This window comes from Pseudenemella bisphenolivorans (assembly GCF_051133435.1).
Lineage (GTDB): Bacteria > Actinomycetota > Actinomycetes > Propionibacteriales > Propionibacteriaceae > JAAYAO01.
Map to the genome: position 1 here is coordinate 1 of NZ_JBPGNY010000007.1, position 14,415 is coordinate 14,415.

11 protein-coding genes are annotated in these 14,415 nt (G+C 67.4%); 5 read left to right on the forward strand and 6 right to left on the reverse strand.

The window, feature by feature from the left end:
- Positions 1–151: 151 nt before the first annotated feature.
- The 4 genes from ACR4XW_RS15190 to ACR4XW_RS15205 all read right to left on the reverse strand — a co-directional run bounded on the left by ACR4XW_RS15190 (position 152) and on the right by ACR4XW_RS15205 (position 4,451).
- Positions 152–1,282 (reverse strand): Zn-dependent alcohol dehydrogenase, encoded by a 1,131-nt coding sequence (locus ACR4XW_RS15190; protein WP_434761418.1) that lies wholly within the window; start codon positions 1,280–1,282, stop codon positions 152–154.
- 78 nt (positions 1,283–1,360) lie between these two features.
- On the reverse strand, positions 1,361–2,107 hold the full coding sequence (locus ACR4XW_RS15195; protein ID WP_434761419.1) for an ABC transporter permease: 747 nt from the start codon (positions 2,105–2,107) through the stop codon (positions 1,361–1,363).
- Positions 2,104–3,009, reverse strand: coding sequence for an ABC transporter ATP-binding protein (locus ACR4XW_RS15200; protein WP_434761420.1), 906 nt, complete (start codon positions 3,007–3,009; stop codon positions 2,104–2,106). The genes ACR4XW_RS15195 and ACR4XW_RS15200 overlap by 4 nt, the downstream gene beginning before the upstream one ends.
- A gap of 155 nt (positions 3,010–3,164) precedes the next feature.
- Positions 3,165–4,451 (reverse strand): AI-2E family transporter, encoded by a 1,287-nt coding sequence (locus ACR4XW_RS15205; protein WP_434761421.1) that lies wholly within the window; start codon positions 4,449–4,451, stop codon positions 3,165–3,167.
- An 87-nt stretch (positions 4,452–4,538) separates the two neighbouring features.
- On the opposite strand from ACR4XW_RS15205, the gene ACR4XW_RS15210 reads away from it, so the two are divergent.
- Positions 4,539–6,173: an amidohydrolase gene (locus ACR4XW_RS15210; RefSeq protein ID WP_434761422.1), complete on the forward strand. Its 1,635-nt coding sequence runs from the start codon at positions 4,539–4,541 to the stop codon at positions 6,171–6,173.
- A gap of 24 nt (positions 6,174–6,197) precedes the next feature.
- Complete coding sequence (locus ACR4XW_RS15215) at positions 6,198–8,027, forward strand: glycerophosphoryl diester phosphodiesterase membrane domain-containing protein (RefSeq protein ID WP_434761423.1); 1,830 nt, start codon at positions 6,198–6,200, stop codon at positions 8,025–8,027.
- A gap of 46 nt (positions 8,028–8,073) precedes the next feature.
- On the opposite strand, the gene rarD is transcribed toward ACR4XW_RS15215, so the two are convergent.
- Together rarD and hemG are read right to left on the reverse strand one after the other, a co-directional pair.
- Positions 8,074–8,970, reverse strand: a complete 897-nt coding sequence (gene rarD / locus ACR4XW_RS15220) for an EamA family transporter RarD (protein WP_434761424.1) — start codon at positions 8,968–8,970, stop codon at positions 8,074–8,076.
- An 80-nt stretch (positions 8,971–9,050) separates the two neighbouring features.
- On the reverse strand, positions 9,051–10,436 hold the full coding sequence (gene hemG, locus ACR4XW_RS15225; RefSeq protein WP_434761425.1) for a protoporphyrinogen oxidase: 1,386 nt from the start codon (positions 10,434–10,436) through the stop codon (positions 9,051–9,053).
- 67 nt (positions 10,437–10,503) lie between these two features.
- Here hemG and ACR4XW_RS15230 point away from each other — a divergent pair, with 67 nt between their 5' ends.
- From ACR4XW_RS15230 to ACR4XW_RS15240, 3 genes are read left to right on the forward strand one after another with little or no spacing between them, the layout of a single operon-like run.
- Positions 10,504–11,607 (forward strand): thiamine pyrophosphate-dependent dehydrogenase E1 component subunit alpha, encoded by a 1,104-nt coding sequence (locus ACR4XW_RS15230; protein ID WP_434761426.1) that lies wholly within the window; start codon positions 10,504–10,506, stop codon positions 11,605–11,607.
- The gene (locus ACR4XW_RS15235) at positions 11,604–12,578 is read left to right on the forward strand and encodes an alpha-ketoacid dehydrogenase subunit beta (RefSeq protein ID WP_434761427.1); all 975 of its coding nucleotides are present in this window, start codon (positions 11,604–11,606) and stop codon (positions 12,576–12,578) included. The genes ACR4XW_RS15230 and ACR4XW_RS15235 overlap by 4 nt, the downstream gene beginning before the upstream one ends.
- Positions 12,579–12,593: 15 nt before the next feature.
- Entirely contained in the window at positions 12,594–14,006 is a 1,413-nt protein-coding gene (locus ACR4XW_RS15240) for a dihydrolipoamide acetyltransferase family protein (protein ID WP_434761428.1), read from the forward strand.
- The last annotated feature ends 409 nt before the right edge of the window (positions 14,007–14,415 follow it).

Sequence of the window (14,415 nt, forward strand, 5' to 3'; positions counted from 1 at the left end):
AACACCTCCTCAACATCCGACCCCGACAAACCCTCAACTGGGCCACCCCAGCCGAACAACTCAACGAGTACCTCACTGCACTCACCACTTGACACCGCCATATAGCGCGGCGACCTCAAATCAGGCGGTTTGCAGCAGGACGGCGGGCGGGTCACATGGTGGCGACGAGGCGTCCGGCACCTCCCTGGCGCATCTGGTCGAAGCCGTCGTTGACCTGATCGAGTTCGATCGTCCCGGTGACCAGGGTGTCCAGGTCGAGCAGACCGGCCAGGTAGAGGTCGGCCAGCATCGGGATGTCGCGGGGGAAGTGGTTGGCGCCCATCAGCAGGCCCTGCACCCCCTTGTTGGCGACCACCAGCGGCATCGCGGGAATGTTCAGCATCTCGCCGATCGGGGCGATGCCGAGGATCCAGGCGGTGCGTCCCTGCCGCACCATCGCCACGGCCTGGGCGACCGTCGGCGCGCGGCCCACCACGTCGAAGACATGATCGACCCCGCCGGGAACGACCTCGGTGACCAGCGCGATCGGGTCGCCGGCACTGGCGTCGATGGTGTGGGTGGCGCCGAACTGCTCGGCCAGATCGAGGTTGTCCTGGTTCACGTCGATCGCGATGATCTTGCTCGCCGAGGTCAGCCGCGCGCCCTGGATGACGTTGAGCCCGACCCCGCCGCAACCGATCACGGCCACCGTTTCACCGGCCCGCACCTTGGCGCCGTTCAGTACCGAACCGACGCCGGTCAACACCGCGCAACCCAGCAGGCCGGCGCGGTCGGCCGGCAGATCTTCGGAGACCTTCACCAGGTTGTTCTGTTGCAGGATCGTCCGTTCGGCGAAACCGCCCATGCCGGCGGCCTGATGTACCTGGGTGCCGTCGGGGCGCACCAGTCGGGGGGCCGGACGGGAGTCGCGGCCGAGGTCGTTGCGGCGCACACACAGCCAACTGCGCCCGGTGCGGCATTCGGCGCAGACCCCGCAGAACACCGACAGGCAGGCCACCACCCGGTCGCCGACGGCCACCGAGGTGACGTTCTCGCCGACCGCCTCCACGGTGCCGGCGATCTCGTGGCCGGGGATGCTCGGCAGGGCTATCGGCATCTCGCCGTCCAGCATGTGCAGGTCGGAGTGGCACAGGCCGCAGGAATGCACCTGCACCCGTACCTCGTCGGGGGCCAGCCAGTCGTCGAGCAGCACCTCCTCGATCCGCAGCGGGCCGGGGGCCTCGCCGAGTACGGCGGCGCGGACGGTGGTGCGCGAGACACCGGGTTCGGTGGAGAGTTTCATGGACTCACTGTAGAAAGCAGAAACCCTGTTCTGAGGTGTCAGTCCCGCTGAGCAAATCCCGATGGCCGCGAAGGGCGGTTACTGCCGTTCCCGGCTGCGCACCACGCCCCACACGGCCACGACGGCGAAGAGTAGACCCCACAGCCCCATGTTCAGGATGAGCTGCCACAGCGGGTCGTGTTCACCGGAGGGGTCGCGGCCCTCGATCAGCGGCCAGCGGGCCAGGGCGACATAGCCGTAGAGCGGCGTCCAGCGGGCCACCGAGAGCATGAACCCCGACAGCGGCATGAACATATTGCCCAGGAAACCCAGCAGCACCAGGCCGCCGGCCGAGATGCCCATCGCGGCCTCGGAGCGGAACAGCAGGCCGAGAGCGAGCCCGAAGAGGGCGAAGATGCCCGATCCGAGCCAGACGATGAGGCCCGATTGCAGCCACACCCACCAGGGTGCCTCGGCATCGATCAGGACGCCGAGGCCGAAGATCACCAACACGGTGCCGAAGGCGAAGACCATCGCGACGACGGCCTTGGTGGCGATCACCGCCCAGGCCGGGGTCGGGGTGAGGGCGAGTTGGCGTCCCCAGCCCTGCATCTGTTCCAGGGCGGCCTGCCCGCCGATGCCGTTGGTGGCCATCATCGCCCCGTAGGCGGCCATGCCGAGCATGATGTACATGTTCACGTTGCCGTGCCCGGACGGGGCGCTGCCGTAGTCGAAAGCGGTGCCGAAGATCACGGTCATCGTGCCGGGCAGCAGCAGGGTGAAGATCAGCACGCCGGGGTTGCGCAGTTGCCGCAGGAACTCGATCCAGGTGTAGCGCAGGGTCATGCCGGCTCCTCGGAGGTGAGCTGCAGGAAGGCGTCGTCCAGGCTCGGGGCGCTGATCAGCAGATCGCGGGCGCGGTATTCGGTGAGCAGCCGGGCGGCGACGGCATCGGAGTCGGAGGTGCGTACCACCAGCCGCTGATCGCCGAATTCGACGTCGACCACCCCTGGCAGGGTGCCGATCTCGTCGGCCAGGGACGGGTCGTCGATCAGGGCGGTGATCGTGCGGACGTTGGTCAGCGAGCGGATTTCGTTGGTGCTGCCGTCGGCGACGATGCGTCCCCGGGAGATCAGTACGATCCGGTCGGCGAAGCGGTCGGCCTCCTCGAGGTAGTGGGTGGCGAAGATGACCGTGCGGCCGGTGGTGGTTTCGGCGCGCATGGTTTCCCAGAAGGCCTTGCGGGTGCCGACGTCCATCCCGGCGGTGGGTTCGTCCAGGATCAGCAGTTCGGGGTCGGGCAGCAGCGCCAGGGCGAAGCGGAGCCGTTGTTGTTCCCCGCCGGAGCATTTCGACACTCGGCGCCTGGCGATCGGGGCCAGGCCGGCGCGCTCGATCACGTCGCCGACACGGCGTTCGGCGCGGTGCAGGGAGGCGATCGCCTGCACGGTTTCGAGCACCGTGAGGTCACGCAGCAGCCCGCCGGATTGCAGGACGGCCGAGACGCGTCCGTCCCGCACCGCCTGGATGGGGGAGGCGCCGAAGACCTGTACCTCGCCGGAACTGGGCGTGGTCAGACCGAGCACCATGTCGATGGTGGTGGTTTTACCGGCCCCGTTCGGGCCGAGGAACGCGACGATCTCGCCCGGACGCACCGTCAGGTCGACCCCATTGACCGCCCGGACGGCATGTTCGCCGTGCCCGAAGGACTTGTGCAGGTCACTGAGGACCAGGGCCGGAGCGGTCATGGGTTACAGCCTGCCCGATCCCCGCGCGCCCCCCAACTCGCACATGCAACCCGGACTCGTTCCTGCGTGGCGTAGTAAGTGACGCAGGAACGAGTTCGGGTTGCATTTGGCATAGGAGGCGCCCGGGTGGGGGCGCGTGGTTCAGCGCTCCTTGCTCAGAGTTCCTTGTCCGTGCGCTGCTCGTCGGCGACGATCTCGGGCTCGGTCTCCTCGGTCTTCGGCGCGACCTCATCCTCATCGTCGGAGGCGAAGGGACGCGAGGCCTGCGGATCGGGCCGCTCCGGGAAGACCACGGTGGCACCGGACTCGGTGCGCGGCAGCCGTCCGACCTCGGCGGTGGTCAGCGACATCACCCCGGGCACCGATTCGGGGCCCTTCTTGGTCGTGGAGTCGTTCGGCTTCTCGTTGGTGAGGAAGGCGTTCATCCAGCGCGATTCCGGGTCGGCGTCGACCAGGATCGCCTTGAAGAAGGAGGTCAGCGGCACGGCCAGCAGGGCGCCGAAGGGGCCGAGGACGGTGGCCCACAGGGCCAGCGACAGGAAGGTGGCCGTGGTGTTCAACCCGACCGCGTCCCCGGTGAACTTCGGCTGGATGATCGTTTGCAGCACGAAGTTGATCACCGCGTAGGCGATGACCACCGCCAGGGCCTCGATCGGGCCGAGCACCAGCAGCGCCATCAGGGCCGGCGGAATCAGGCCGAGCACGAACCCGATGTTCGGGATGTAGTTGGTGACGAAGGACAAGATGCCCCAGGTCCAGGCCAGCGGCACCCCGATGATGCCCAGCGCCACCACGTCCAGCAGCGCCACGATCAGACCGAAGATGGTGGTCACGAACCAGTACTTGCGCACCGACAGCGAGAAGGCCGACAGGGCCTCGGCCAGGTGCGGACGCGAGGCGATCAGGGTGGAAACCCGGCCCCGGACGTCCTGGGTGTCGATGGTCAGGAAGAACAGGATGATCAGCAGCATCAGGATCTGCGAACCGACATTGCTCAACGAACTGAGCAGCGAGTTCGCCAACCCGGCGATCCGACTCACATCGAAGCTGTTGATCGCATCGTGCAGGGTCTTGTCGGGGTTGATGCCGAAGCGCTCGACCAGATTGAGCAGCGATTCCCACATCTGATTGAAGGTGTCGCCGTACTTCGGCAACTCCAGGGTGAGCTGGGCGATGCCGAAGCCCAGGCCGCCCACGATCAACAACAGCAGCAGGTACAGCAGCATCATCACCAGGGTGGCGCTGAGCAGCCGGGGTACCTTCTTGCTCACCATCCACTTGTGCAGCGGACGGCCGGTCAGTACCAGGGTCAGTGCGAAGAAGGCCGGGGCGACGATGCCGGAGATCTGTTTGAGGCCGGCCAGGGCAATCACGAAGCCGGCCAGGGCCACCAGCAGAATCAAACCGCGTGGTGCCCCGCTGCGAGTCGAAGTCTCGTTCACGAGGGAAGAATACCGGCTACCAGACTCACCGCTCCGCAGGGCGCACAACCTCGGGCTACGCTGCCCGGCAAACGTTCGAGGAGGAACATGACGCACAGCGCAGCGGATCGGCCCGCAGATGTCGTGATGGTCGGTGGCACGGTCGTCACGATGGATCCCGCCGGTGGCCGGCACGAAGCCATCGCGATCCGGGACGGCCGGATCATCGCCGTCGGATCATCCCGGGAGCTGCGGCCCCTGGCCGGTGACGATGGTGGGGTGATCGACCTGGCCGGGGCCACTGTGCTGCCGGGTTTCATCGAAACCCACATCCACCCGGCGATGCTCGGGGAACGGCTGACCCGGTCGGTGGATGCGAGTTCGCCGACCAACGCCTCGATCGCCGACATCGTCGAGCGGGTGCGCGATGCCGTGGCCGGACGTGGACCCGAGGACTGGGTGATCGGCCATGGGTACGACGACACCGCGCTGCGCGACATGCGCCATCCGACCCGGCACGATCTGGACGAGGTGGCCCCCGATACCCCGGTCTTCCTGCATCACGTTTCGGGGCACGTCGCGGTCGCCAACAGCCGCGCCCTGGAGATGCTGGGCATCTCGGCCGGCACCGCCGACCCCGATGGTGGCGAGATCCAGCGCGGTTCGGACGGGTCGCCGTCCGGGGTGCTGTTCGAAACCGCCGCCTGGATGCTGCACCGGGTGATGCCGAAACCATCCCCCGACGAGGTGGCTCGCGCCATCGGTGTGGTGGGCGAAGAACTCGCCCGGCTCGGCATCACCACCATCCACGACGCCGCGATGGACCCCCGGTACCTGGACGCCTACCGCCTGGCGATGGAACACCACGGTTTCGGCAGCCGGGTGCGTGGCTACCTGGTGGCCGGTCAGGCCGATGGGTGCGGCATCGACGAGCCCGACCGCGCGCCTCGTCCCGGCCTGGCCGGTGACCTGCAAATGCGTGGCATCAAGATGTGGGCCGACGGCTCGATCCAGGCCGAAACCGGGTTCCTGAGCCGGCCGTACCACTGCTCGCCGAGCCATCACGGATCACCGATCCTGACCCAGGACGAACTCAACTCCGCGGTGCGGAAGTGGGACGAACGCGGCTGGCAGCTCGCGATTCACGCCAACGGCGATGCCGCCATCGACAGCGTGCTGCAGGCCTACGCCGGTATCGAGCGCAGCAACTCCCGGCTGCCACATCGCATCGAGCACTTCCAGATGGGCCGCGAGGACCAACTCGACGAGGTCGCGAGGATGGGCGTCCTGCCGTCGGTGTTCGTGAAACACGTCTGGTACTGGGGTGATCGGCACCGCGACATCTTCCTGGGCCCCGAGCGGGCAACCCGGATCAGCCCGCTCGCCTCCCTGCACGGCAAGGGCGTGCCGTTCGCGTTGCACTCCGACGCTCCGGTGACCCCGCTGTCGGCGCTGGAAGGTCTGCAGGTGGCGGTCATGCGCACCACCTCGTCCGGACGAGTACTGGGGCCGGAACAGGCCGTCCCGATCGAAACCGCCCTGCTCGGCTACGGCCGCAACGCCGCCCGCTTCGCCGGGGACGAGGACCTGATCGGGTCGCTCGAGGTCGGCAAACAGGCCGACCTGGTGGTGCTGGACGAGGACCCGACCCGCTGCGCCCCCGAGTCCATCGCACAGATCGGGGTGCGGGCCACCTACGTCGCCGGCAAGCCCATCTTCGAGCGCGCCGCAGGAGACCGGTAGCTGACCGGCCGGTAGCCTGACCCCATGTTCGGATGGGCGTGGGCCACCTCGTATGTGGGATTGCTGAGGTCGCTCGGCACCTACCTGAAGTTCCAGATCGTCGCCAAGGCGATCACCCTGGCCATCGCCGGACCGATCATGTTCCTCGCCACCGAGGCCTTCGTCCGGCTCGGCAACGAGAAGGTGGTCACCCAGGCGAATCTGGTGCCCTTCCTGCTGTCGTGGCGGGGGGCCGCGTTCGCCGCGGTGCTGATGCTGGTTCTGGTGATCGGTTTCGTGGTCGAGATCAACGGGCTGGTGACGATCTCGGCGCGCCGGCTGAAGGGTCTGCCGGAGGCCCAGTACCGATCGATCCTGTGGCTCGGGATGCGCCGGGTGCGCAATCTGCTGGGCTGGGCGCTGCCGGTCGTGCTGCTCTATCTGGCGGTGATCGCGCCGCTGACCGGTAACGGCGTCACCCTGGAGCGGCTCAGCAAGGTGAAGATTCCCAACTTCATCACCTCGGTGATCTACAGCACCCCGAAGCTGCTGGTGGCCTACAGCGCGGTCTTGGTGCTGCTCGCCATCATCGGCGCCTTCCTGTCGTTCACCTTCCACTTCATCGTGCTCGCCGACCAGAACGTCACCCGGGCGATGCTGAACAGTGTGCAACTGGTGGCCAGGCGGCGTCGCCGCTTCCTGCGCTTCCTGGCCGAAACGGTCGCCCTGCTGTCGATCGTGGCGGTGGTGGTGATCGTCTGGTTCGCCCTCGTGTTGGGTTTGTTGGTCGCGATCGACGTCGACACGGCCCCGAAACGGATGCTGTTCATCGGGCTGTGGTTGATCCAGCAATCGGTGCTGGGTCTGGCCGCGATCCTGCTGGCGCCGTCGCAGATCCATGCCCTCACCGAGACCTTCTACGAGTCGGTGGCCGCCGACGAGAAGTTCGCCGATCTGGCCGAGGCGATGCCGGCACTGGCCGTGCGGGAGAAGCCGTCGGTGTTGGACCGGCTGTTCGGCAAGGTCGTCGGGATCGCGGTGGCCTTCGTGCTGGTGATCGTCGCGATCTCCATCCCGGGCGGTTTCGTCGCCGACAAGCTGCTGCGCTCGACCGAACCGGTCGCGGTGATCGGCCACCGGGCGGGCGGCCAGGGCACCCCGGAGAACTCGATGAGCGGGTTGAAGCACGCGATCAAGCACAAGGCTTGGGGGGTCGAGATCGACATCCAGCGCACCAAGGACGGCCGCTATGTGCTCAACCACGACGACACCTTCAAGCGGGCCGCCGGTGACCCGCGCAAATCCACCGATATGACGGCCGCCCAGATCGCGAAGCTCGACATCGACCCGCGTCCGAATGTGACCGAGGCACCGCCGACCCTGGAGGAATTCCTCGACGCCGCCAAGGGGCACGTGACGGTCTTCATTGAACTCAAGGGCGCCACCGCCGACAAGCGGATGGCGGCCGATGTGCTGAAGCTGGTCAAGGAACGCGACATGCTCGGCGAGACCGTGATCATCTCGCTGAACTACCAGTTGATCCGCGACGTCGAGAAGTCCGACCCCAACGTGCAGACCGGTTATCTCTACTTCTTGGCGCTGGGTCGGGTGAGTGAGCTCGAGGCCGACTACCTGATTCTGGAGGAGGGGGAGGCGACCCCGTCCCGGCTCGTCGAGATCATCAACGCCGACAAGCGGGCCATCGTCTGGACGGTGAACGAGCAGGAATCGATGTCGAAGTTCGGCAACCAGCCGGTCTACGCGATGATCACCGACCACATCGAAGAGCTCAACAAGGTGCTGGAGGAGCGGGAGTTCGGCAGTGATGTCGAACTGTTCCTGAAGCTCTTCGTCGGCGTCGCCGGCACGGTCTGACCTCGTTCCTGCAACCGGTACGAGTACGGGTTGCATGTGGGAAAAATCAGCCGGACGCGGGTGCGCGGCGGACCTTCAGGGCGGCTTCGCCGGCGAGTACCAGGACGGCCAGCCAGATCGGTCCGTAGCCGAGCAGGTCGATTGGGGCGAAGGGGGATCCGATCGCCAGCGCAACGAACACCAGCAGCACGGGCTCCACATAACTGAGCAGCCCGAACAGCCCGAAGGGCAACAGCTCCGCGGCCCAGAAATAGGCCACCGTCGCCACGCCACTGATCACCCCGAGCCCGGGTACCGCCCACCACAGGTTGGGGTTGGTCGCCCACGATTCGGTGGCCGAGGGTGAGGTGGCCACGAACCAGATGCCGACCGGCAGCATGAACAGCACATCGCAGATCGTGCCGCCGGCATCGGCGGTGCCGAGCACCCGGCGCAGGGTGAAGTAGAAGGTGAAACCGAGCGCGATCACCAACACTTCCCAGGAGATCGACCCGGCCGAGATCAGGTGCCCGACCGCACCGAAGCAGGCCAGCACGACCGCGATGCGTTGGGGACGGCTGAGCCGCTCCCGAAACCCGAAGCGTCCGACCACCACCATCGCGATCGGCAGCACGAAGAAGCCGAGCGACACCTGCAGGGCGCGTCCGTTGGCCGGTGCCCACATGAACAACCACCACTGCACCGACAGCACCGCCGCGGCCACGACCGTGCCCAGGAGGATCTTCGGGGATCGCAACCGACGCAGACCGGTGATCACCTGATCACCCATGCCGAGGGCGAAGACGGTGACGACGGCCACCGGCAGGCTGGTCACGATGCGCCAGCCCAGTACCGCCCCACCGCTGAGCGGGGTCAGCAACACCGCCCAGTACGAGAGCAACGCGAACAGCACCGACGCACCGAGCGAGGCGCCGACACCGATGGGCGAGGTGGTGCGAGTCATGTCGGAGGGCATCATCGCAGGTTCACCGCGCCGATGCCGCCTCTGCTCACGCGGGTGCGCTCACCCCGGAAACTGAACGCTCAGACGACGACGTGGGCGATCTGGCTGGCGGCGGCGTTGCCGGAGGTGACCACCGAACCTAGGCCGATGCCGTCGTAGGGGGCCCCGGCCAGCGCGATCGGCGGAATCGGGGCGGCCAGGGCGTTGCGGATCCGGCGCAGCCGTCCGACATGGCCGACCTCGGCCTGCGGGACGGTCCAGCGCACCACCTTGGTGTGCTGCGGGGCGGCGTCCAACCCGATCAGTTCGGCGAACTCGGCCTGTACCCGGGTGGCCAGCAGATCGTCGCTGCAGCGCGCCACGGTGGTCTGCCCCACCCGTCCGGCCGACAGCCGCACCAACAACAACTCGGGGTGGACGGCCTGGGGCCACTTGTTGCTCAGGATCGTGGCGGCCTTCATCAACCGGTGCAGATGTGGCGGCACCATCACCCCGTTCACCGGGCCCTTGTGCAGCTTCGCCAGGGCCTCCTCGGCCGCGCCGCGTTCGTAGGCGGTGAGGATGGTGGCGATCGAGGCGGTGCGTCCCGCGTGCAGCGGACGGGCCACCGGGGCGACCCGTCCCAACAAGCGGGCGGCGTCCTCGGCGCTGGTGGCGACCACGAGGGCACGGGCCTCGATCACCTCCCCGTCGGTGTGTACCAGCCACCCCTCCCGGTCGGGGCGCTGCTCCAACGACGTCGCGCCCTGGCCGAGCCGCACGTCCAGCCCGGCGGCGAGGGCGTCGACGAAGGTGCGCAAACCTCCGGGGAAGGACACGAAACCGGGGCCACCGCCGCCGGCGGGTCGCTTCGCCCGCAACAGTGAGGTGCCCTCGGTGGCCGCCTTCACCAACTGCGGGGCGGTGGCGCGCAGGCTGAGCCGGTCGATGTCGCCCGAGTGCAGGTTGCCCAGCATCGGGGCGACGAACTTGTCGACCACCTCGCGGCCGAACCGGCGGGTGAGGAACTCGCCGACGGAGATATCGCCGGTGTCCAGGGTGTGTTTGGTGTGCAGGGGCTCGCGTCCGGCCCGGATCACCCCGGCCGGGGACAGAATGCCCGAACGCAGCACCGGCAGCAGTTTCGTCGGCCCGGTCGGGCCCACCCCGGCGGGCATCGGCCGCAGCTTGTGTTCCCCGGCCAGCAGGGTGGTGCCGGTATTGGCCGGCACCAGGTCGTCGGCCAGCCCGAGCTCGTCCACGATCTTCTTCAGCACGGGGTAGTGCAGGTAGAGGGCTTCGGCGCCGACATCGATCGGCAACCCGAGGAAGTCGATGGTGCGCAGTTGACCCCCGGCGCGATCGGCTGCCTCCAACACGATCACCTCGGCGTCGGTGTCGGTGGCGAGCCGGTGTGCGGCCACCAATCCGGCCACCCCGGCCCCGATCACCACGACCCGCTTGCCCATCGATACCCCTTCCGCCATGCCCGAGCCTACCGTCCGCATGTGGGCGCCACTGGCCTTGGTTTCGTCAACCCGTTAGTGTCCGACCATGGTCGGCAATGAGTCAGTACCGACGGTGCAACTGCTCACCCCCGAGGGTGAGCGGGTGGAGCACCCGGACTACGAGTTCAGCGGGTCGGACGAAATGATTGCCGGCTTTCTGCGCGACATGGTGTTGGTGCGTCGGATCGACAACGAAGCGCACGCCCTGCAACGACAGGGCCAACTCGGGCTGTGGCCGTCCCTGGAGGGGCAGGAAGCCGCCCAGATCGGCTCGGGACGGGCCTTCGGCAAGAACGATTACGCCTTCCCGTCCTACCGCGAAATGGGTGTCGGCTGGGCCAAGGGCATGAAGCCGGTGGACATGATCAGCCTGTTCCGCAGCGTCGACATGTCGCCGTGGAATGTCAACGAGACCACCTTTCACATGTACACGCTGGTGATCGGCTCGCACGCCCTGCACGCCACCGGGTACGCGATGGGCCTGGAGATGGACGGGCTGGTCGGCAACAACGACCCCGAACGGGACGCCTCGGTGACCTGTTATTTCGGGGACGGGGCCACCAGCCAGGGGGATGTGAACGAGGCCTTCGTCTTCGCGTCCAGTTACAACGCCCCGATCGTGTTCTTCCTGCAGAACAACCAGTGGGCGATCTCCGAACCGATCACCCGGCAGAGCCGGATTCCGCTCTATCAGCGGGCCCAGGGCTTCGGTTTCCCCGGTATTCGGGTCGACGGCAACGATGTGCTGGCCGTGTACGCGGTCACCTCCCAGGCCCTGGAACGGGCCCGCTCGGGCAACGGGCCGACGCTGATCGAGGCTTTCACCTACCGGATGGGTGCCCACACCACCTCCGACGACCCGACCAAGTACCGGTTGGACGCCGAACTCGAGTACTGGCGGTTGAAGGACCCGATCGAACGGGTGGCGGCTTACCTGCGCCGCCAGGTCGGCATCGAGGAGCAGTTCTTCACCGACCTGGCCGCCGAGGCCGACGAGCTGGCCGCCGAGGTACGAGCCCAGGTGCTGGCCCTGCCAGAACCGAATCTGGCCGAACAGTTCGACATCACGTACGCCGAACAGACCCCCTATCTGGCCGACCAGAAGCAGGCCTATCTCGATTACGCCGACTCCTTCGAGGAGCAAGCATGAGCAACCTCACGCTGGTCAAGGCGCTGAACGCCGGATTGCGTCGCGCCCTGGAATCCGACCCCAAGGTGCTGCTGGCCGGGCTCGACATCGGCAAACTCGGCGGGGTTTTCCGGGTCACCGAAGGTCTGCAGAAGGACTTCGGCGAACACCGGGTGATGGACTCACCGCTGGCCGAGTCGGGCATCATCGGCACCGCGATCGGCATGGCGATGCGCGGCTACCGGCCGGTGTGCGAGATCCAGTTCGACGGCTTCGTCTTTCCCGGGTACGACCAGATCGTCAGCCAGTTGGCGAAGCTGCACGCCCGATCCAAGGGCCTGGTGCGGGTGCCGGTGGTGATCCGGGTGCCCTATGGCGGTGGCATCGGGGCGGTGGAGCACCACTCCGAGTCGCCCGAGGCCTACTTCGCGCACACCCCCGGGTTGAAGGTGGTCACCCCGTCCAACCCCAACGACGCCTTCTGGATGATCCAGCAGGCGGTGGCCTCCGACGACCCGGTGATGTTCCTGGAGCCGAAGCGGCGCTACCACGACAAGGGTGAGGTCGATCTGGACGGTGACCCGATGCCGCTGCACCGGGCCCGGGTGGTGCGCGAGGGCACCGATGTGACCGTGCTGGCCTACGGGCCGATGGTGAAAACCTGCCTGGACGCGGCCGCCGCGGCCGCCGAGGAGGGCACCTCCCTGGAGGTGATCGACCTGCGCACGCTGTCACCGCTGGACATGGGCACGGTGATCGCCTCGGTGGAACGCACCGGACGTGTGGTGGTGGTGCACGAGGCTCAACTGAACCTCGGGATGGGGGCCGAACTGGCCGCCCGGATCACCGAACAGTGCTTCTACGGCCTGGAGGCGCCGGTGCTGCGGGTTGCCGGTTACGACATGCCGTACCCACCATCGCGGGTCGAGTCCGAGTATCTTCCCGATCTGGACCGGATTCTGGATGCGGTCGACCGGTCGCTGGCCTACTGAGATAGCGAGGACGAGATGAAGCAGTTCCTGCTGCCCGACCCGGGCGAGGGCCTGGTCGAGGCCGAGATCATCGAATGGCACGTACAGGTCGGTGACGAGGTCAAGGTCAACGACGTCGTGGTCGAGGTCGAAACCAGCAAGTCGATCGTCGAACTGCCGATTCCCTGGGCCGGCACCGTCAAGGAGATTCTGGTGCAGCCCGGCACCACGGTCGAGGTCGGCACCCCGATCGTGATCATCGACGACGGTTCGGGAGACGAGGTCTCCACCCCCGAACCGACGGCCCAGCCGGAGCGTGAACCGAACCTGGTCGGCTACGGCGCGGCCGAGGGCAGCACCCGGCGCCGGGCCCGGCGGGCGGTGGAGAAGCGCCCCGAGGAAACCCGTGGCGACCTGAACCGTTCGCTGGAGTCGAAACACGGCCGGCCCGCCGAGGAACGTACCCCGCTGGCCCCGGCCGTCCCGATGCAGCCGGGCGCACCACTGCCGTCGCCGGGGGAGGGCCCCGACGAGCCGCACGGTGGCCTCGGACCGGTGCTGGCCAAGCCACCGGTACGCAAGCTGGCCCGCGATCTGGGGGTGGACCTGCATGAGGTCACCCCGAGCTCACCCGATGGCCTGATCAGCCGCGAGGACGTGCTGGCGCACGCCGAAGCGACCCAGGACCGGGAGGCAGAGCCGCAACGGATCGCCACCGTCACCGCGATCGGCAACTTCGGCCAGGAGGAACGGGTGCCGATCAAGGGCGTGCGCAAGGCCACCGCCGAGGCGATGGTGGCTTCGGTGCACACCGCGGTGCACACCAACGAGTGGGTGCAGATCGACGTCACCCGCACCGTCGAGTTGATCGACCGGTTGAAGGAACACCGCAGCTTCCGTGACACCAAGCTGACCGCCCTGGCCTTCATCGCCAAGGTCGTGTCCTCGGTGCTGCCCCGACACCGGATGCTGAACTCGTCCTGGGACGAGGAGAACCGGGAGGTCGTGCTGCACCCGACCATCGATCTGGGCATCGCGGTCGCCGGGCCCCGGGGTCTGTTGGTGCCGAAGGTGCGCAATGCCCACGCGTTGAGCCTGGCGGAGATGGCCGAGGGAATCGACGCCGTCGCCAAGCTGGCCCGGGCCGGCAAGGCCCAGCCGTCCGATCTGGCGCGGGGCACCTTCACGATCACCAACGTCGGGGTCTTCGGTATTGACGGTGGTACGCCGATTCTGACGCCCGGTGAGGCGGCGATCCTGGCCGTCGGGCAGATCGTGCGGCGGCCCTGGGTGGTCGGTACCGGCGCCGACGAGCAGATCGTCCCGCGCTGGGTGATGTCGCTGTCGCTGGCCTTCGATCACCGGATCGTCGACGGCGAACAGGGCTCGTTGTTCCTGGCCGAGGTGGCCCGCATCCTCGAGGATCCGGGCTGGGCGTTGGCGCTTTGACGGTGGGTGGGAATCAGCCGACGAAGAAGTCGCGGGTGCCTTCGAACATCATCTGAATCGCGACGATGACCAGGATCATGCCCGGAGGGACCGGCGATGTAGGGCGCCGCCAACGGGACAATGAACAGGAATGTCCTCGGTTTGGGGTTCGCACAGGGAACGTTTGGGGTGGGGAAGACCATCCGGATTGCGATCATGAGCAGGATCACCCACTGGCGACGCTCGGCCGGGGTGTTGCGCAGGCGGTGAGAAACAGCGGGACGTTGCCCAGCGGGTCCATCACGAACGAGCCATCAATGCGGCCGAAACCACGCGCGCACACCACCTATCGACCCAGGCGCTGAGCGTCAGTCACTGTCAGTCGGCGCATGCCGTCCTCGATATCGCCTCGCCGCAGGGCCGACGAAGG

Excerpts from the sequence above, each read along its gene's own strand:
- hemG (WP_434761425.1), bottom strand. The coding sequence starts at position 10,436 with ATGGCGGAAGGGGTATCGATGGGCAAGCGGGTCGTGGTGATCGGGGCC.
- ACR4XW_RS15210 (WP_434761422.1), top strand. The coding sequence starts at position 4,539 with ATGACGCACAGCGCAGCGGATCGGCCCGCAGATGTCGTGATGGTCGGT.
- ACR4XW_RS15240 (WP_434761428.1), top strand. The coding sequence starts at position 12,594 with ATGAAGCAGTTCCTGCTGCCCGACCCGGGCGAGGGCCTGGTCGAGGCC.
- rarD (WP_434761424.1), bottom strand. The coding sequence starts at position 8,970 with ATGACTCGCACCACCTCGCCCATCGGTGTCGGCGCCTCGCTCGGTGCG.
- ACR4XW_RS15195 (WP_434761419.1), bottom strand. The coding sequence starts at position 2,107 with ATGACCCTGCGCTACACCTGGATCGAGTTCCTGCGGCAACTGCGCAAC.
- ACR4XW_RS15200 (WP_434761420.1), bottom strand. The coding sequence starts at position 3,009 with ATGACCGCTCCGGCCCTGGTCCTCAGTGACCTGCACAAGTCCTTCGGG.
- ACR4XW_RS15190 (WP_434761418.1), bottom strand. The coding sequence starts at position 1,282 with ATGAAACTCTCCACCGAACCCGGTGTCTCGCGCACCACCGTCCGCGCC.
- ACR4XW_RS15215 (WP_434761423.1), top strand. The coding sequence starts at position 6,198 with ATGTTCGGATGGGCGTGGGCCACCTCGTATGTGGGATTGCTGAGGTCG.
- ACR4XW_RS15230 (WP_434761426.1), top strand. The coding sequence starts at position 10,504 with ATGGTCGGCAATGAGTCAGTACCGACGGTGCAACTGCTCACCCCCGAG.
- ACR4XW_RS15235 (WP_434761427.1), top strand. The coding sequence starts at position 11,604 with ATGAGCAACCTCACGCTGGTCAAGGCGCTGAACGCCGGATTGCGTCGC.